This is a genomic window from Streptomyces sp. NPDC002032 (assembly GCF_042890765.1).
Taxonomy (GTDB): Bacteria; Actinomycetota; Actinomycetes; order Streptomycetales; family Streptomycetaceae; genus Streptomyces.
Window position 1 is genome coordinate 180,205 of the sequence record NZ_JBIASM010000012.1, and the last position, 17,473, is coordinate 197,677.

A 17,473-nucleotide genomic window follows, 5' to 3' on the forward strand; every position below is an offset into this window, starting at 1 on the left:
GGCGCGGCCCCGGGGATCAGACGCGGACCATGCGGGACACCGCGCGGGAGGCCTCCTCGATCTTGTCGCGGGCGGCGTCGCCGCCCTCGGCGATGGCGTCGGCGACACAGGAATGCAGGTGGTCTTCGAGCAGCGCGAGCCCGAAGGACTGCAGGGCCTTGGTGGTGGCTCCGACCTGGGTGAGCACGTCGATGCAGTACGTGTCCTCCTCGACCAGCCGCTGGAGGCCGCGCACTTGACCCTCGATGCGGCGCAGCCGCTTGAGGACGTCGTCCTTGTGTCCGGTGTATCCCTGCACGGCGATCCCTTCCTCCCGCGATCGGGTACCCCTGGGGGTACTACGTGGAGCCGCCGGCGCGGAAGGCCGGTGGCGGGCGGCGGGCCCCGCCCGTCCGGGAGCGGGCGGGCGGGGGCCCGGGCCGGTCAGTGCGCGTGCCCGTCCCCTTCGGCCGCGGGCGGGCCCGCGGGGGTGGCGGAGGGCTGGACGGGGGCCTGGGCCGGGGCGGGAGCGGCCGCGCCGCCCGCGCTGACGGTGAAGGCCGCCGTACGGACCGTGCCCCCGTGCTGGAAGTCCAGGAAGAGCCGGTAGGTTCCGGCGCTCGGGGCGGTGGCGGTGAAGGAGACGTCCGGGCCGGGCCCGCCCTCGTTGGGGTGGACGTGCAGGTAGGCCAGGTCGCCGTCGCGCAGGGCGACCAGGTGGCCGTACGCGCCGAGGTAGGGCTCCAAGTCGGTGACGGGCTTGCCGTCCTTGGCGACGGTGAGCTTGAGTTCACCGGCCTTGCCCGGCTCCAGGGTGCCGCCGAGCGCGACCTGGTAGCCGTCCACTTCCGCGGTCCGCGCGGCCGGGGGCAGCTCGGCGGGCTGGTAGGCGCCGGGCACCGCGAGGTCCGCGCCGAGGGTGACGCCCTTCGCGCCTTCGGCGGCCGGGGTGAAGTCGGCGAAGGCCTTGTAGCCGCCCGCCGCCGGGAGGTCGACGGGGGTCGACCAGGTGCCGTCCGCGCCCCGCACCGGGTGCAGGTGGCGGTAGACGGTGAGATCGCGCGAGGCGACGATGAAGTGCAGTTCCTTGCCGTGCTCGGTCTTGAAGGCGGTGACCGGGCGGCCCGCCGAGTCCTTGACCGAGAACCTCAGCTCGCCCTGGCCCGGGGCCAGCCGCGGGGACTCCAGGCTCAGCGTGTAGCCGCCCTCGGAGACCTGGAGGCCGCCGGCGGCCGGTCCCTGGGCGGCCTGGCCGTGCTCCGCGTGTCCGGCGGCGGCCGGGGCGCCCGGCTCCTTCGCCGCATGGTCCTTCGCCGCCTGGCCGTTCGCCGCGTGGTCGCCGTGTGCGGGTGCGACCGGTGCGCCCACGGGGCCCACACCCGTGCCGACCCCGTACGCGGTCCCGAAGGTCGCTGCCAGCGCAGCGGCGAAAACGGCGATCCTCACTCCGGTGTTCATGCCTGCCCTCCCTTACGACGTACTGCCGCATCCAGCGGTTTCATGAGCTCATCATACCCCCGGGGGGTACCAAGTCAAGCCGGAACCACACTTGCGTACGGATACCTCAGGGGGGTATATCTGGAAGCAGCCCGGATACCCCCGGTGGGTATCCGAACCGATCAAGGAGAAAACGCATGTCTTCCTGCTGCACCCCCGACGGCAGCTGCGGCACGAACGCCGGCGAGGCCACGACCGCCACCGCCGTCGCCGACAGCACCGCGACCGCCTACCGCGTGTCCGGCATGAGCTGCGGACACTGCAGGACCGCCATCACCACCTCCGTCGGCGCGCTCGACGGGGTCCTCTCCGTCGACGTGGACGTCGACGGCGGCCTGGTCACCGTGACGACGGCCGGCGCCCCCGACGACACGGCCATCGGCGCCGCGATCGACGACGCCGGCTACGAGCTCACCGGCCGGGCCTGACACACCGCCCGGCCCCCGGCCACCTGGCCGCCGGGGCCCCGTCCGTCCACGGGCGCCCCGGCCCCCGGAACCCACCCCGCGCTCGAACGAGGAGCAGCCCTCATGACCACCCTCACCCCCGGCGCCGCCCAGGTCGAGCTCGCCATCGGCGGCATGACCTGCGCCTCCTGCGCGGCCCGCATCGAGAAGAAGCTCAACCGCATGGACGGCGTCGAGGCCACCGTCAACTACGCCACCGAGAAGGCCAAGGTCACCTTCGACGCCGAGGTGTCGGTCGCCGACTTGATCGCCACCGTCGAGGCCACCGGCTACACCGCCAAGGAGCCGGCCCCGCCGCGCTCCGAGGGCGCCCCGGGCGACGGCGCCGCGGCCGAGGAGCGGGACGAACTGCTCCCACTGCGCCAGCGCCTGGTCACCGCCGGCGTCCTGGCCGTGCCGGTCATCGCGATGGCGATGGTCCCGGCCCTGCAGATCGACTACTGGCAGTGGCTCTCGCTGACCCTGGCCGCACCCGTCGTCACGTACGCCGCCTGGCCCTTCCACCGGGCCGCCTGGACCAACGCCCGGCACGGCGCGGCCACCATGGACACCCTCATCTCGGTCGGCACGACCGCCGCCTTCCTGTGGTCGCTGTGGGCGCTGTTCTTCGGCACGGCCGGCACCCCCGGCATGACCCACGCCTTCGAGTTCACCATCGCCCGCACCGACGGCGCCGGGAACATCTACCTGGAGGCCGCCGCCGGCGTCACCGCCTTCATCCTGGCGGGCCGTTACTTCGAGGCGCGCTCCAAGCGCAAGGCCGGAGCCGCCCTGAAGGCGCTGCTGGAACTGGGCGCCAAGGAGGTCACCGTGCTGCGCGGCGGCCGCGAGGTGACCGTGCCGACCGCCGACCTCCAGGCCGGCGACCGCTTCCTGGTCCGCCCCGGCGAGAAGATCGCCACCGACGGGACCGTCGTCGAGGGCTCCTCCGCCGTCGACGCCTCCATGCTCACCGGCGAGTCCGTGCCCGTCGAGGTCTCCGTCGGTGACTCCGTCACCGGCGCCACCCTCAACGCGGGCGGCCGGCTGGTCGTCGAGGCCACCCGGGTCGGCGCCGACACCCAGCTGGCCCGGATGGCCAAGATGGTGGAGGACGCGCAGAACGGCAAGGCCGCCGCACAGCGCCTCGCCGACAAGATCTCCGCGGTGTTCGTCCCGGTCGTCATCGGCCTGGCCCTGGCCACCCTGGGCTTCTGGCTCGGCACCGGATCCGGCCTCGCGGCCTCCTTCACCGCGGCCGTCGCCGTACTGATCATCGCCTGCCCCTGCGCCCTGGGCCTGGCCACCCCGACCGCCCTGATGGTCGGCACCGGACGCGGGGCCCAGCTCGGCATCCTGATCAAGGGCCCCGAGATCCTGGAGACCACCCGCAAGGTCGACACCATCGTCCTGGACAAGACCGGCACCGTGACCACCGGCCGGATGACCCTGCTGCGCACGCACACCGCCGAGGGAGTGGACGAGGCCGACGTCCTGCGCCTGGCGGGCGCCCTGGAGCACGCCTCCGAGCACCCGATCGCCCAGGCCGTCGCGACCGGCGCGGCCGCCCGGGTCGGCACCCTGCCCACCCCGGAGGACTTCGCCAACATCCCCGGCCTCGGCGTCCAGGGCGTCGTCGACGGGCACGCGGTCCTCGTGGGCCGCGAAAAGCTCCTGGCCGAGTGGGCGATGGCGCTGCCCCCGCACCTGGAGCGCGCCAAGGCCGCGGCCGAGGCCGCCGGGCGCACCGCCATCGCGGTGGCCTGGGACGGCGAGGCGCGGGCGGTCCTGGAGGTCGCGGACGCGGTCAAGGACACCAGCGCCGAGGCCATCCGCCGGCTGCGCGCCCTGGGCCTGACCCCGATCCTGCTGACCGGTGACAACAGGGCCGTCGCCGAGTCCGTCGCGGCCGAGGTCGGCATCGACGAGGTCATCGCGGAGGTCATGCCCCAGGACAAGGTCGACGTGGTCAAGCGGCTCCAGGCCGAGGGCCGCAGCGTCGCGATGGTCGGCGACGGGGTCAACGACGCCGCCGCGCTCGCCCAGGCCGACCTGGGCCTGGCGATGGGCACCGGCACGGACGCCGCGATCGAGGCCGGGGACCTGACCCTGGTCCGCGGGGACCTGCGGGCCGCGGCCGACGCCATCCGGCTCGCCCGCAAGACGCTCGGCACCATCCGCTCGAACCTGTTCTGGGCCTTCGCCTACAACGTGGCCGCCCTGCCGCTCGCCGCGGCCGGACTGCTCAACCCGATGATCGCCGGAGCGGCCATGGCCTTCTCCTCGGTCTTCGTCGTCGGCAACAGCCTGCGTCTGCGCGGCTTCCGGGCCGCCGCCAACTGAGGAGCCCCCGTGGCCGGTTACCCAGACCGCAAGGAAGACGTCCGCAGAGCCCTGCGGCAGATCGAGGCCCAGGTCCGCGGCGTGCAGCGGATGGTCGCCGAGGACGTCGCCCGCGTCGACGTGCTCGCCCGGATGTCGGCCGTCGGCAGCGCCCTGCAGTCCTGCGCCGTGACCCTGCTCGACGCGCACCTCGACTCCTGTGTCACCGAGGCCATCGCCGAGGGCGGGGAGGCCGCGAAGGCCAGGGTCGGCGAGGCCACCCTGGCCATCGCCCGGCTGATCCGCACGTAGTCCGGCCGCAACGCAGTCCGGCCGCAGCGCCGATCGCCCCGCCACGCACGCGAGTCCGTGGCGGGGCGATCGGCGTTCCCGCGCCCGCGCGGGGTCGCCTACCGGGCCGGGGTATGCCCGCGCGCCGGGCCCGGCCCGTACGATGAGCCGCTCGCGAGGGGGAGGGCCGAGAGGATGCGCGTACGCCGGCTGGGAGAGCTGGAGGCCGAGATCATGGACCGGGTGTGGCTGTGGGAGCGGCCCGTCTCCGTCCGCGAGATCGTCGACGACATAAACCGGCGGCGCACGGTGGCCTACACCACCGTCATGACCGTGGCCGACATCCTGTACCGCAAGGGCTGGCTGAGCCGCGAGAAGTCCGGCCGGGCCTGGATGTACGAGGCCGTGCGCAGCCGCGAGGAGTACACCGCGGCGCTGATGCAGGACGCGCTCGGCGACAGCCAGGACCGCAGGGCCGCCCTGCTGCGGTTCGTGGAGCGCATGTCCCACGAGGACGTGGAGGCCCTGGACGAGGCCCTGCGCACCGCCCGCCCCGGCCGCCCGGCCGACGCCCCCGAGGACCGCCGGTGAACCACCACGTCCTGCCGCCCCTCGGACTGGCCCTGATCACCGGGCTGGTCCTTCCCTGGATGCTGGTCCGCGCGCGGTGGGCGCAGCAGGTGCCGCGCCTGGGCCTGGCCGTGTGGGTCATGTGCGGGGCCGTGTTCGCGCTGGCCGCCGCGGTGCTCCCGGCGCAGCTGGTGCTGCCCGCGGAGACCAGCCACCGGCTGATGGACGCGGCCCTGACCCTGGACCCGCCCTCCGCATCCCGGCTGGCGGCCGCCTCCGCCCGCGAGGCCCTGGCCGCTGCCGCGGCGCTGACGGTGCTGGCCGTACCGGGCGTGGTGTTCGTACGGGAACTGGTGCGGGCGCGGCGGGCCCGCACCCGGCACGCCGAACTGCTGCGGCTGGTGGGCCGCTACGACGCGGCGCTGGGCGCGACCGTACTGGAGGACGCGCGACCGGCGGTCTACTGCCTGCCGGGGCGTTCGCGCCGGGTCGTGGTCTCCTCGGGGGCCGTCCAGGTGCTGACGCGCTCCGAGCTGGCCGCCGCCCTCGCCCACGAACGGGCCCACATCGGCGGCCGCCACCATCTGCTGGTCGCCGCCGCCGGGGCGTACTCGGCGGTGTTCCGCAGGGTGCCGCTGGCCCTGATCGGGGGTCGGACCGTACCGCTGCTGCTGGAGATGGCGGCCGACGACCGTGCGCTGCGCGGGTGTTCGCGCGACGCGCTGGCGACGGCGCTGTACGCGCTGGCGGCCGGGCACGCGCCGCGCAAGGCGTTCGCGGCGGGCGGTCCGTCGGCCGCGGTGCGCATGCGGCGGATCCTGGGACCGCAGCGTGCGGGGCACCCGGTGCTGCGCGGGCTGCTCGCGGTGGCGGCGGCGATGTCCGCGATCATCCCCGCCGTCGTCGCCTGTTGTTGGACCTCGTGATAGCCGCCGGCCCCAACCCGGCCATTTACTAAGCTAATTCGTAGATTTCACCTCGCCCCCGCCACTCGAATTGCCCGCTATTCTGGGCGCGTGCGGGCTCAGGACCGGTACGGCGAGAGGTGCGGAACAAATGCTGCTGGCTGACGTGCGGACGGCAGCGCCCGGTGACGCGACGGCGATTTCCCGGCTCCTGGCCGAAGCGATTCGGGGGGCCTACGGGAGCCTCCTCGGGGAAATCCGGGCCGGCCGGCTGGTGTCGGACCATTGCGCACTGCCCCGCATAAGAGCGGAAATAGAAATTCCCGGCGGGGCGCCCGGCTGGCTGGGCTGGCTGGTGGCGACGGACGCGAAGGGTTCCGTGCTGGGGGCGGTCTCCGGCGGTGTGCCCGTCGCCTCCCAGGGCGAGCTGTACGCCCTGTGCACCGCTCCGGGCCGCCGCCGGGAGGGCGTCGGCACGGCGCTGCTGGAGGCGGCCACCGACCGGATGCGGGCGCACGGGGCGACGTCCCAGAGGATCGGCCTTCCCGCCGAGGGGGCCCCGGACCTGCCGTTCTTCACCCACCACGGTTTCACCGGGCTCGGCGCGGTCCGGTTCGGCCGCACCCTCTGACCGGCGGGCCGTCCCCACCCGCCTCCTCCCCTCCCCTCCCCTCTCCTCGCCCTCGCCCCCGCCCTCGCCCTCGCGGCCCGGAGCGTGGCAGATCCACGCCATCGCGTGTTCACGCAGCCCCACCGCTCTGGCCCAAGTCCCCTCCACGGGACAGGATTCGATGAGCGGCGAGGTCCCGGCGGCACGGGCGCCCCGCCCCGGACGGCCGGACCGAGCCCCTGGAGGAGCGATGCACACGCCGAGCGGCACTTCCCTGACCCTCATGCCGGCCCCGCCCGCCGCGCACCCGGCGGCCGCCCTCCCCGCACACGACGGCGCCACCCTGCCGGCTCCCCCGGAATTCCTGCCCGGACTGGAGTCGGCGGCCCCGGCCGACGCGGAGGCGGGCTGGCTGCACGACGCCCTGCTGGGCCCGCACAGCGCGGACATCGTGGGCTATCTGCGCCTCGCCCGGCTCTGCGGCGGACCGGTGCTGGACCTCGGCTCCGGCGCCGGGCGCCTCGCCGTGCCCTTCGCCCGCCAGGGGTTCTCCGTCGAGGCCGTGGACCGGGACGCCGCCTCCCTGGAGCGGCTGCGGGCCTGGGGCCGGCGGACCGGACCGCAGGTGTCGCGGCTCCTGGCGACCACCCGCGCCGACCTCACGGAGCTGCGACTGCGGCGCACCTACCGGCTGGCCCTGCTGGCCGGGACGATGATCGCGGCCGTGCCCCCGGCGGCCCGCCCCGCGCTGCTGCGCGAGATCGCCGCCCACCTGGAGCCGGGCGGCGTGCTCGCCCTGGACTTCACGGCGCACCGGCTGCGCGGGCTGGCCGAGGAGCCCGTGCGCACCCGGGCCTTCCAGGTGCCCCGGTTCGACGGGGTGGAGGAGTGGGCCGTGGCCCGCCAGGTCTTCGACCTGGACGACATGAGCGAACGGATCGCCTACCACTGCGTCCGCACGGGCAAACTGAGCGCCGAGCGGGTCGTACGGACCACCCGCAAGTGGATCGTCGACCCGGAGCGTCTCGGCGAGGAGCTGCGGGCGGCCGGCCTGCGGGTGGAGCGGCGGCGCCGCCACGCCCTGGACGAGCGGACCGAAAGCGTCCTGCTCGTCTGCCGGGCCGGGGGCTGACCGCCGGCCGGCCGGAGTCGCCGTACCGTTCCCGCCTTACGGACAAGAGGTACGATGCCCACAAAGGTTTGAGCGGACCAATAGCGGATGGTGGCGGAGTGGGGGCTGTCGTGGCGGAGTCGACCGGCCGCGAGGCGGTGATCCAGCGCCTGCGCGACGTGGGGCTGCGCGTCACGGGGCCGCGCCTGGAGGTCCTCCAAGTGCTGGCGGCGGGCGGCCACATGGACGTGGAGTCCATCACCGCCGCCGCCCGCGAGCGGCTCGGCACCCTGACCAGCCAGGCCGTGTACGAGATGCTGCGCCACTTCCTGGAGACCGGCCTGGCGACGAAGTTCGACCGCCCCGGGCTGCCCGCCGTCTTCGAGGTCGCCGGTCCCCCGCACCAGCACGCGCTGTGCGTGCGCTGCGGGCGGGTGGAGAACGTACGGGCCGAGGCGCCCGAGCCGGCCGGTGAGTCGCTCCGCGCGTGGCGGATGGGCGACGGCGTGGAGATCATCTTCAAGGGGCTGTGCCCCGACTGCGCGAGCGCGCCGCAGGAGTAGCGCGCGGCGGCCGTCCGGACACCGGAAGCGGAAGAGCGGACCCCGGACGACAGGTGACGCCGGTCACATCCGAAACGCGGGGGCGGGGGCTCTCGCGGAGGCATGTGCCAAAGTGTGACTGTCGATTCGTAAGATGAGGGGGTCGCTTCGCGATGGCAACGGGCGATGGCAGGGACGGCATCCAGTCGGCCGACAGGGTGCTGGCCCTCTATCAGGAGCTGCGCCTGCGCGGGGTGTCCAACCTCAACGACGTCTTCCGGGAACTGGGCCTGGATCCCGTGGAGTCCGAGCAGTGGGGCGCCGAACTGGCCGCCCTCGGACTGATCGTGCCGACGGGCACCACCCACGCCACCCGCGCCGACCTCCAGTCCGACGCCTGGCAGCCGGGGCCCGACGCGGTCGCCGCCGTCGACCCGGAGATCGCCCTGCTGCGGATGCTGCAACGCGAACGCGAGCGGCTGCGCGAGCACCTGGACGAGTCCGACCGGACGTACAGCGCGCTGGAGACCCTGGCCGGGCGGTTCCTGAGGGCCGGTGCGCTGAACGGTTCCGAGGTCGAGGTGGAGGTCCTGGAGGACTACGGCCGGATCCAGCAGGTGCTGGAGGACATCACCGACGTCATCCGCCACGACCTGACGTCCATGCACGTGACCGCCCTGGTACGGGAGGTCGCGGACCGGGTGCTCAGCCGCGACCGGCGGCAGATCGACAACGGCGTGCGCATCCGCGCCATCTACCACCAGCGGATCACCACGTCGCCGGAGGCCGTGGAGATGCTCCGCCGCCGGGTGGAGGCGGGCGTGGAGATCCGGCTGTCGCCCGCCGTCCCCATGAACATGATCATCGCGGACCAGCAGTTCGCGGTGCTGCCCGTGCACCCGGACGACCGGGCGGCGGGCGCGATCCTCGCCCGCGGCCCCGCCCTGGTGCGCTCGTACCTGGCGCTCTACGAACACTGCTGGCACGCGGCCACCCCCTACGGTGACGACGTCGCGCCGGAACTCGGCGGCGACGGGCTGTCCGAACAGCAGCGGGCCGCGCTGAAGATGCTCGCCTCGGGCATGAAGGACGAGAAGGTGGCCCGGAACCTGGGGGTGTCCCTGCGCACGGTGAGCCGCATGCTCTCCGAACTGATGCAGGAGATGGGGGCGTCGAGCCGTTTCGAGGCCGGGGTGCGCGCCCAGCGGCTCGGCTGGCTGGACTGACGCGACGCGACGCGAAACCCGGGTAATGCGCGCGGCTCGGGGGCGGGGAACGCACGGGGAATGCCCCGGCAATGCCCTGGGAACGCGCCCGGGAACGCGCCCGGCGCGATCCGGGAATCCGTGAGGACGGCTCGCGCACCACGGGCCGGCCGCCCTGAAATACTGCCGCAATACTCCGGGAGCGGTAGCCGCGGGAGTTCCGGGAACGCGGAAAGCCCCGCGCTTGCCGGAGGGCATTCACGGGGCTTTGCCGCGGAGCAGGACCTACCGTCAGTCCCAGCCGTTCTCGTTCGCGCCGAACGACGCGGGGACGGCGGCCGCGAGGGTGCGGAGCGGACGGGCGGGAACGGTACGACAGGAGTTCCCGAACATTCCGGTGGCGTGCGCAGCGGACATGATTCCTCCAGGAATTGGATTGCGGATTCCATCTCCACGGAGCCGTGCCGCCGGTATTCCGTCGAAGACATCTCCATTGTCCTACGGAGTCCCCGGCCGAGCCACTTTCCTGTAGCGCCTCTGAGGCGGATCTGAAGTCGCCGCGCCCGGGCCGTTCGAGGGCATGCCCGAGCGCCCCGGACGCGCCAATGCCGCGCATTCCGAGGCGAGTTCATACAGACGTTACGCTTGCGTACCTTTGGTCAGCCCAAAAGAGCTGTTAGGGTGGGCTTCCGGCCTTCTCGGCCCTCCAGGAGAGAGGCGCCGGCGAGGCAGGAGCGTGCCGCCGCTCCTGCCTCACTCGTCCGCGCACCCGGCCGCCCGTCCCGCAGGACGTCCCGGTAGACCTCCAGGGTGCGGGTGGCCGCGGCCCGCCAGCTCATGGTCCGGGCGTGCCGCACCGCCGCCCGCCCCATCAGGGCCGCCTCCTCGGGGTGTTCGGCGAACCAGCGCAGCCACCGGGCGTACTCCACCGGATCGTTGCCGCGCACCAGCATCCCCGTCACCCGGTCGCGCACCGCGGTCGGGAGCCCGCCGACGGCCGAGGCCAGCACCGGGGTGCCGCACGCCTGTGCCTCCAGCGCCACCAGCCCGAACGATTCGCTGCGCGAGGGCACCAGCAGCACGTCGGCCGCCCGGTACCACTGCGCCAGCTCCGCCTGCGGCACCGGCGGGCAGTGCCGCAGCACGTCCGCCACCCCCAGCTCGCGCGCCAGCTCCCAGGCTTCGCCGCGCGGCCCGGCCCCGGAGTTCCCGCCCACCACCGGGACGATCGTGCGCCCGCGCAAGTGGGGCGCCGCGGTCAGCAGTTCGGCGACGGCGCGGACCATCACGTCCGGGCCCTTGAGCGGCTGGATGCGGCCCGCGTACAGGGGGACGAAGGCGTCGGCCGGCAGCCCGAGCCGGGCGCGCGCCGCCGCCCGTCCCGCGCCGGGGGCGAAGGTGCCCAGGTCCACACCGGGCCGGACGATCTCCGTGCGCTCCGCCCCGGCCCCGTACAGCTCCCGCAACGCCCGGGCCTCGTCAGCGGTGTTGGCGATCAGCCGGTCTGCGGAGCCGGCCACCTGGTGCTCGCCGCGGACGCGCAGCTCGGGCTCGGGGACGTCGCCCTCGGCGAGGGCCGCGTTCTTGACCCGGGCCAGGGTGTGGGCGGTGTGCACGAGCGGTATCCGCCAGCCGGCGGCGGCGATGCGGCCGGCCTGGCCGGAGAGCCAGTAGTGCGAGTGGACCAGGTCGTAGGGCCGCTCTTCCTTCAGCAGCGCCAGAGAGAAGGGCACCACCAGGGAGGGCATGTCCTCCTTGGACAGCGGCCGGCGCGGGCCGGCCTCCAGGTGGCGCACGGTGACGCCGGGGGCCAGGGTGTCCCGGAGGGGGCGGGCCTCGCCCCGACAGCGGGTGAACAGGTCGACCTCGACGCCCTGTTCGGCGAGCGCGCGGCTCAGCTGGACCATGTAGACGTTCATTCCGCCCGCGTCACCGGTGCCGGGCTGGTGCAGCGGCGAGGTGTGGACACTGAGCATGGCGACGCGCAGGGACACGGGAAGCTCCTGGGGAAGGGGCCGCGCGCACCCCGCCGCCGGTGGACCGACGCGCGGTCACGCGGCGAAGGAGGGTGCTGTCGTGGTGCAGTCGTACGGTCTGTGCGGGCGGGCGGTCGGGCGGTGAGCGATCGGGCGATCGGGCGGCGGGCGGGGGCCTGTGGGGGTGGGGCCCGGCGCCCGGGTCAGAAGCCGAACACCGGTCCCGAGGGCGGGGCCAGCCGGGTGCCGGGCGCGGGCGGGGCGAGGGCCTCGGCGGCCACCGCGCCCCCGGGCGCGGTCCGCAGCGCCGCGGCCAGCCGGTCGGCGCCTTCCGGCATCACCGGCCGCGCCCAGGCGCCGAGCGCGCGGGCCACCGCCAGCTGCGCGGCCAGGACCGGCAGGTGACGGCCCCCGGCGGTGGGCCGGTGCGCCTCGTGCGCGTTGACATGGCCGAAATCGGATGCCGAACGCACCATCTCGTCGAGCAGGGCCACCGCCCTGCGCGGGTCGAAGGCCTCCGGTGAGTAGGCCTCGCGCAGGTCCTCCACCCCGCGCAGCAGCCGCCGCTCCAGCACCTCCCAGCCGGTGCCGCCGGGCAGCGCGGCCGGTACGAGCCCGGCGCACTCCTCGCGGACGGCGGCGAACAGCCGGGACAGCCAGCTGTTCCAGTTCTCGTCCAGCTCCCGGCGGGCGGCGGCGAGCCGCTCCGGCCGGAACTGCGTACGGCGGCCCAGCGGGCGGGCCTGGAGGACGTGGCGGCGCAGCGTGTCCGACCCGTACTCGGTGATCAGGTCCAGCGCCCAGGCCTTCTGCCCGGAGCCCCAGACCAGGGCCTCGTCCTCGATGACGTACGCCTCGTTGACGCAGAAGTGCTGCGGCATCTTCAGGCCCCGCGCGAACAGCAGGACCGGCAGCAGCACGGCGTGGCAGAAGGCGTGGCCGAAGCCGCAGAAGTGGACGGCCCGGTCGGGCAGCGGGCGGTCGCCGTGGCCGAACAGGTGCATGGCGGCGGCTTCGAAGCAGCCGTCGATGCGGTGGTCGGGGAAGGCGTCGACGGGTACGGGCAGTCCCCATTCGGCGGGGTGGGCGACGGCGATGTCCGGCAGCCCGTCCTCGACGAGCGATTCGCACAGCGCGGCCAGCCGCGGCGGCAGACCGGTGGCGGCCCAGTACTCGGCGAGGGCCTCGCGGTGCGGCTCCAGCGGGATGTAGAGGCGGCGGCAGCGCTTGGGCACGCATGCGGATCCGCACTGGACGCAGCGCGCCCCCAGCAGGTCGCCGCCGTCGTTCGGGCGGGCGCACTCGTGGCACATGCCGCCGTCGCTGGCGGCACCGCAGTGCGGGCAGTCGCCGGTGACGTGCGCTCCGTGCAGGAAGCGCCCGCAGGGTTCGCAGTACGGCGTCAGGCGGGTCCGGGCGGCGATGACCCCGTCGGCGTGGAGCTGCCGGAAGAGGTCCGTGAGCCAGCGCGCGTAGCCCCGGTCCTGGCGGGGGCGGACGATGCGGTCGAACTCGACGCCCGAGCGCAGCCAGTCGGCGGTGATGGCGGCCCGGTAGCCCTCCGCGACCTCCTCCGGTTTGCGTCCCGCGCGCAGCGCGCGGACGTGGACGGAGCTGGTGTGGTCGGCGGTACCGGTGGTGAACAGGACGGGTTCGCCCTCGGCCCGCAGGTACCGGGACAGCACGTCCGCCGCGACGTAGGGTCCGGCAAGGTGGCCGACGTGAAGTTCGCCGTGGGTGGCCGGCGGGGTCGCGGTGATCCAGACGGGGGTGCTCATGGGACCTCCTTGACGCTGTGGTGCGAAGGACGCAGCGAGGCTCGATGACGGAAGGGGACCGGGCCCTCTCGGCGAGAACGGGGAGAGCGGGGTGCCCTCTCAGCCTGACAGAGAAACGAACCGCTTGGTCTGGTATTGGATTGCGCGTTCGCGCCGTTGCGTGGACACGCCAGGAGGAACCGGGGTCCGGCCGGGGAGTGGCGTAGAGGTGACATGTCGCGAGTACGCCAAAGGGGCCGCCTTGCGGGCCACGGCCGCGCCCAACAGGCTGCTCACATGGAACACTTCGCGACCGATCGCATAGACCTCATAGACCGCAGCGCACCCGAATCCCTGCTGGTCGTGGCCGCGCACCCGGACGACATCGAGTTCTGCGTGAGCGGAACGGTCATGCGGTGGATCGCGCAGGGCACCACCCGGGTCACGTACTGCATCGTCACCGACGGCGGGGCGGGCGGATACGACGAGCAGCTCCCCCGGCAGGCCATGGGTGACCTCAGGCGCGCCGAGCAGGTCCATTCGGCCAAGCGCAGCGGCGTCGACGACGTCCGCTTCCTCGGCTACCCCGACAGCTACGTCGAGTCCAGCGTCGAGCTGCGCCGCGACCTGTGCCGGGTGATCCGCCAGGTCCGGCCGCAGCGGGCCGTCATCCCGAGCCCCGAGATCAACTGGGCGCGGATCGCCGACCTGCATCCCGACCACCGCGCGGTGGGCGACGCCGCACTCCGGGCGGTCTACCCGGAGGCCCGCAATCCCTTCGCCCACCCGTCGCTCCTGAAGGAGGAGGGGCTGGAGCCGTGGATCGTGCCGGAGCTGTGGCTGATGACGGGGCCCACCCCGAACCAGTACATCGACGTCACCCCCGTCTTCGACCGCAAGGTGGAGGCGCTGCGCATCCACACCTCGCAGACCGCGCACTTCGACGACCTGTCGGGGCTGCTGCGCGACTGGCTGGGCGAGCACGCCCGGTCGGCGGGGCTGCCGCCGGGGCGGATGGCGGAGGCCTTCCAGGTCGTGCGGATCGACTGAGGCCCGCCCGCGCCCGTGGGACGGGCGGCGGGCGGGCCACGAGGTGAGCCCCAGGGCATCAGGGCCCCGGTCACCGGTGACCGGTTACCGGTCACCGGTAGATGAGCAGCTCCTGTTCGCTCGCGCCCGCCAGCTCGTAGCGGGTCGCGACCAGCGGACGTCCCGAGTAGAGGCGGATGAGCGTCGTGGCGTCGCCTTCGAACCGGGCGGCGGGGCGGCCGGCCTCCTCGTTGCCGAGGACCAGCGGCCCGGCGTGCCCGTCCAGGCCCGCGACCAGCCGGGGCGTGCCCCGCTTGCGGCTGGTGGTGTGCAGCAGGGGCAGGGCCAGCGCCAGCCCGGCGCCGCCGTAGGCCCCCGGCTCCCCCCACGCGTCGCGTACGTCGCCCGCGTGGATCCACTCCCCCAGCGCCACCGCGTCCAGCGTGCCGTCGCCCGCGGCGATGGCCGCGCCGGCCTCGCTCAGGCCCCGTTCGAGCTCGTCCACGATCCGCCCCACCGGCCAGCCCGCTCGCTCGGCCACGTCCGCCGCGTTGGCGGCGGGCAGGAAGACCCCCTCCTCCAGCCGCCCTTCGACGATCCGTACGAGGGCGGCCGCGCAGTGCGCGAGGACGTCCCGCACGGTCCAGCCGGGACAGGCCGTGCGCAGCCCGTACGAGGCCTCGGGCGTGCGGCGCAACAGCGGGACCAGCGCGTCCCGTTCGGTGCGCAGGAGCCGGTCCGGGAGCCAGGGGTCGCGTACCGCTTCGTCGACGCCGTCCACGGCGGTCAGTAGCGGTAGTGGTCGGGCTTGTACGGGCCCTCGACCTTGACGCCGATGTAGTCGGCCTGCTCGGGGCGCAGGGTGGTGAGCCTGACGCCGAGCGCGTCGAGGTGGAGGCGGGCGACCTTCTCGTCGAGGTGCTTGGGCAGCACGTAGACGTCGGTCGGGTACTCGGACGGCTTGGTGAAGAGCTCGATCTGGGCCAGGGTCTGGTCCGCGAAGGAGTTCGACATCACGAACGACGGGTGGCCGGTCGCGTTGCCCAGGTTCAGCAGACGGCCCTCGGACAGCACGATCAGGACCTTGCCGTCGGGGAACGTCCAGGTGTGGACCTGCGGCTTGACCTCGTCCTTGACGATCCCGTCGACCTTGGCCAGGCCGGCCATGTCGATCTCGTTGTCGAAGTGGCCGATGTTCCCCACGATGGCCTGGTGCTTCATCCGGGCCATGTCGGCGGCCATGATGATGTCCTTGTTGCCGGTCGTGGTGATGAAGATGTCGGCCATCTCGACGACATCGTCCAGCGTGGCGACCTGGTAGCCGTCCATCGCCGCCTGGAGCGCGCAGATCGGGTCGATCTCGGTGACGATGACGCGCGCGCCCTGGCCCCGCAGGGACTCCGCGCAGCCCTTGCCGACGTCGCCGTAGCCGCAGACCACGGCGACCTTGCCGCCGATCAGGACGTCGGTGGCGCGGTTGATGCCGTCGATCAGGGAGTGGCGGCAGCCGTACTTGTTGTCGAACTTCGACTTCGTCACGGCGTCGTTCACGTTGATCGCCGGGAAGAGGAGCTCGCCGGCCTGGTGCATCTCGTAGAGGCGGTGGACACCCGTGGTGGTCTCCTCCGTCACCCCGCGGATCCCGGAGGCGAGCGCGGCCCAGTCGATGGAGGTCTTGGCGAGGAGGGCCAGGACCAGGGCGCTCTCCTCGTTGTCGGCGGTGGAGGGGTCCGGGACGGCGCCGGCCTTCTGGTACTCGACGCCCTTGTGGACCAGGAGCGTCGCGTCACCGCCGTCGTCCAGGATCATGTTCGGACCGGCGTGGCCGGGCCAGGTCAGCGCCTGTTCCGTGCACCACCAGTACTCCTCCAGCGTCTCGCCCTTCCAGGCGAAGACGGGGATGCCCGCGGCGGCGATGGCGGCGGCCGCGTGGTCCTGGGTGGAGTAGATGTTGCACGACACCCAGCGGACCTCGGCGCCGAGGGCGACGAGGGTCTCGATCAGGACGGCGGTCTGCACGGTCATGTGCAGGGAGCCGGTGATGCGGGCGCCCGCGAGGGGCTGGGAGGCGGCGTACTCGCGGCGGATCGACATCAGGCCGGGCATCTCGTGCTCGGCGAGGGTGATCTCCTTGCGCCCGAAGGCGGCGAGGGAGAGGTCGGCGACCTTGAAGTCCGTGAACTCGGCAGGCATGGGTGGTGCTCCTTGGAGGTGTGCGGCGCCGGAGGTCATCTGCGGCCTCCGGCGTTGAAGTAGTTGGCCTCGGGGTGGTGCATGACGAGGGCGTCGGTGGACTGTTCGGGGTGGAGCTGGAACTCCTCCGAGAGGTGGACCCCGATCCGCTCGGGCCGCAGCAGCTCGGCGATCTTCGCCCGGTCGGCCAGCTCCGGGCAGGCCGGATAGCCGAGGGAGTAGCGGCAGCCCTGGTACTCCGTACGGAACATGCCGTCGACGGAGTCCGGATCGGCGCCCGCGATGCCGAGTTCGGCGCGGACGCGGGCGTGCCAGTACTCGGCGAGGGCCTCGGCGAGCTGTACGGAGAGTCCGTGCAGCTCCATGTAGTCGCGGTAGGCGTCGGCCGCGAAGAGGCGGGCCGTCTCCTCGCCGATGCGGCTGCCGACGGTGACGATCTGGAAGCCGATGACGTCGGTCTCGCCGGACTCCTCGGGGCGCACGAAGTCGGAGAGGCACAGGCGGCGGCCGCGGCCCTGGCGGGGGAAGGTGAACCGGGTCCGCTCGCCGCCGTCCTCGTCGAGGACGATCAGGTCGTCGCCCTTGGAGACGCAGGGGAAGTAGCCGTGGACCACGGCCGCTTCGAGGAGGTGCGAGGTGTGCAGGCGCTCCAGCCAGCCGCGCAGCCGGGGCCGGCCCTCGCTCTCGATCGACTCGGCGCCCTTGAGGCCCCACTGGCCCTTGAAGAGCGCCTGCTCGTCGAGCCAGCCCGCGTACTCCTTGAGCGGGATGCCCTTGACGACGCGGGTCCCGAGGAAGGGCGGCTCCGGCACCGGGTTGTCGAGGGCCACGTCGGAGCGGCCCGTACGTTCCGGTTCCCGGACGTCGAGGAGGGCGGGGCGCGCGGGAACGCGGCGCTGCTTGAGGGGAGGGAGGACGGCGCCGGGGACCTTGCGTTTGATGCCCATGAGGGCGTCCATGAGGCGCAGGCCTTCGAAGGCGTCGCGGGCGTAGCGGACTTCGCCTTCGTAGATTTCGTGGAGGTCTTGTTCGACGTAGGC

The 17,473-nt window shown here is 73.5% G+C and carries 18 protein-coding genes; 10 read left to right on the forward strand and 8 right to left on the reverse strand.

Translation table 11 applies throughout. The features are described from left to right. Positions 1-16: 16 nt before the first annotated feature. Both ACFYYT_RS26165 and ACFYYT_RS26170 read right to left on the reverse strand, forming a co-directional pair. Entirely contained in the window at positions 17-427 is a 411-nt protein-coding gene (locus ACFYYT_RS26165) for a metal-sensitive transcriptional regulator (RefSeq protein ID WP_351816143.1), read from the reverse strand. Then, positions 424-1,437: a hypothetical protein gene (locus ACFYYT_RS26170; RefSeq protein ID WP_351815939.1), complete on the reverse strand. Its 1,014-nt coding sequence runs from the start codon at positions 1,435-1,437 to the stop codon at positions 424-426. Before ACFYYT_RS26170 ends, ACFYYT_RS26165 begins: the two co-directional genes overlap by 4 nt. Before the next feature lie 176 nt (positions 1,438-1,613). Between ACFYYT_RS26170 and ACFYYT_RS26175 the strand changes: the two genes are divergently transcribed. The 9 genes from ACFYYT_RS26175 to ACFYYT_RS26215 all read left to right on the forward strand — a co-directional run bounded on the left by ACFYYT_RS26175 (position 1,614) and on the right by ACFYYT_RS26215 (position 9,499). After that, positions 1,614-1,904 carry a cation transporter gene (locus tag ACFYYT_RS26175; protein ID WP_351815936.1) on the forward strand — a complete coding sequence of 97 codons (291 nt, stop codon included), beginning with the start codon at positions 1,614-1,616 and terminating at the stop codon, positions 1,902-1,904. Between the two features lie 102 nt (positions 1,905-2,006). Then, positions 2,007-4,265: a heavy metal translocating P-type ATPase gene (locus tag ACFYYT_RS26180; RefSeq protein WP_351815933.1), complete on the forward strand. Its 2,259-nt coding sequence runs from the start codon at positions 2,007-2,009 to the stop codon at positions 4,263-4,265. Positions 4,266-4,274: 9 nt separating this feature from the next. Continuing rightward, positions 4,275-4,556 carry a metal-sensitive transcriptional regulator gene (locus ACFYYT_RS26185; protein WP_351815930.1) on the forward strand — a complete coding sequence of 94 codons (282 nt, stop codon included), beginning with the start codon at positions 4,275-4,277 and terminating at the stop codon, positions 4,554-4,556. Between the two features lie 174 nt (positions 4,557-4,730). Then, positions 4,731-5,126: a BlaI/MecI/CopY family transcriptional regulator gene (locus tag ACFYYT_RS26190; RefSeq protein WP_351815927.1), complete on the forward strand. Its 396-nt coding sequence runs from the start codon at positions 4,731-4,733 to the stop codon at positions 5,124-5,126. Then, complete coding sequence (locus ACFYYT_RS26195) at positions 5,123-6,031, forward strand: M56 family metallopeptidase (RefSeq protein ID WP_351815924.1); 909 nt, start codon at positions 5,123-5,125, stop codon at positions 6,029-6,031. Before ACFYYT_RS26190 ends, ACFYYT_RS26195 begins: the two co-directional genes overlap by 4 nt. A gap of 130 nt (positions 6,032-6,161) precedes the next feature. Further along, complete coding sequence (locus tag ACFYYT_RS26200; protein WP_351815921.1) at positions 6,162-6,641, forward strand: GNAT family N-acetyltransferase; 480 nt, start codon at positions 6,162-6,164, stop codon at positions 6,639-6,641. 229 nt (positions 6,642-6,870) lie between these two features. Then, positions 6,871-7,752, forward strand: a complete 882-nt coding sequence (locus tag ACFYYT_RS26205) for a class I SAM-dependent methyltransferase (protein ID WP_351815918.1) — start codon at positions 6,871-6,873, stop codon at positions 7,750-7,752. Positions 7,753-7,862: 110 nt separating this feature from the next. Continuing rightward, on the forward strand, positions 7,863-8,294 hold the full coding sequence (locus tag ACFYYT_RS26210; RefSeq protein WP_351815915.1) for a transcriptional repressor: 432 nt from the start codon (positions 7,863-7,865) through the stop codon (positions 8,292-8,294). A 152-nt stretch (positions 8,295-8,446) separates the two neighbouring features. Beyond that, positions 8,447-9,499, forward strand: coding sequence for a helix-turn-helix transcriptional regulator (locus ACFYYT_RS26215; protein WP_351815912.1), 1,053 nt, complete (start codon positions 8,447-8,449; stop codon positions 9,497-9,499). A 270-nt stretch (positions 9,500-9,769) separates the two neighbouring features. Here the strand turns inward: ACFYYT_RS26215 and ACFYYT_RS26220 are convergent, their stop codons facing one another. From ACFYYT_RS26220 to ACFYYT_RS26230, 3 genes are all read right to left on the reverse strand, one after another. Next, positions 9,770-9,895 (reverse strand): hypothetical protein, encoded by a 126-nt coding sequence (locus tag ACFYYT_RS26220; RefSeq protein WP_351815909.1) that lies wholly within the window; start codon positions 9,893-9,895, stop codon positions 9,770-9,772. A gap of 242 nt (positions 9,896-10,137) precedes the next feature. After that, positions 10,138-11,472 (reverse strand): D-inositol-3-phosphate glycosyltransferase, encoded by a 1,335-nt coding sequence (gene mshA / locus ACFYYT_RS26225; RefSeq protein ID WP_351815906.1) that lies wholly within the window; start codon positions 11,470-11,472, stop codon positions 10,138-10,140. A 185-nt stretch (positions 11,473-11,657) separates the two neighbouring features. Then, on the reverse strand, positions 11,658-13,232 hold the full coding sequence (locus ACFYYT_RS26230; protein WP_388609426.1) for a class I tRNA ligase family protein: 1,575 nt from the start codon (positions 13,230-13,232) through the stop codon (positions 11,658-11,660). Positions 13,233-13,508: 276 nt separating this feature from the next. Between ACFYYT_RS26230 and ACFYYT_RS26235 the strand changes: the two genes are divergently transcribed. Next, complete coding sequence (locus tag ACFYYT_RS26235) at positions 13,509-14,261, forward strand: PIG-L deacetylase family protein (protein WP_351831748.1); 753 nt, start codon at positions 13,509-13,511, stop codon at positions 14,259-14,261. A gap of 91 nt (positions 14,262-14,352) precedes the next feature. Here the strand turns inward: ACFYYT_RS26235 and ACFYYT_RS26240 are convergent, their stop codons facing one another. The 3 genes from ACFYYT_RS26240 to ACFYYT_RS26250 all read right to left on the reverse strand — a co-directional run. Further along, positions 14,353-15,030 carry a maleylpyruvate isomerase family mycothiol-dependent enzyme gene (locus tag ACFYYT_RS26240; RefSeq protein ID WP_351831753.1) on the reverse strand — a complete coding sequence of 226 codons (678 nt, stop codon included), beginning with the start codon at positions 15,028-15,030 and terminating at the stop codon, positions 14,353-14,355. Further along, a complete protein-coding gene (ahcY, locus tag ACFYYT_RS26245; protein WP_388609428.1) occupies positions 15,027-16,433 on the reverse strand; it encodes an adenosylhomocysteinase in 1,407 nt (468 codons plus the stop codon). Before ahcY ends, ACFYYT_RS26240 begins: the two co-directional genes overlap by 4 nt. Positions 16,434-16,468: 35 nt before the next feature. Continuing rightward, a partial coding sequence (locus ACFYYT_RS26250; RefSeq protein ID WP_351831859.1) for a vitamin B12 dependent-methionine synthase activation domain-containing protein occupies positions 16,469-17,473 on the reverse strand: 1,005 nt, incomplete at its 5' end.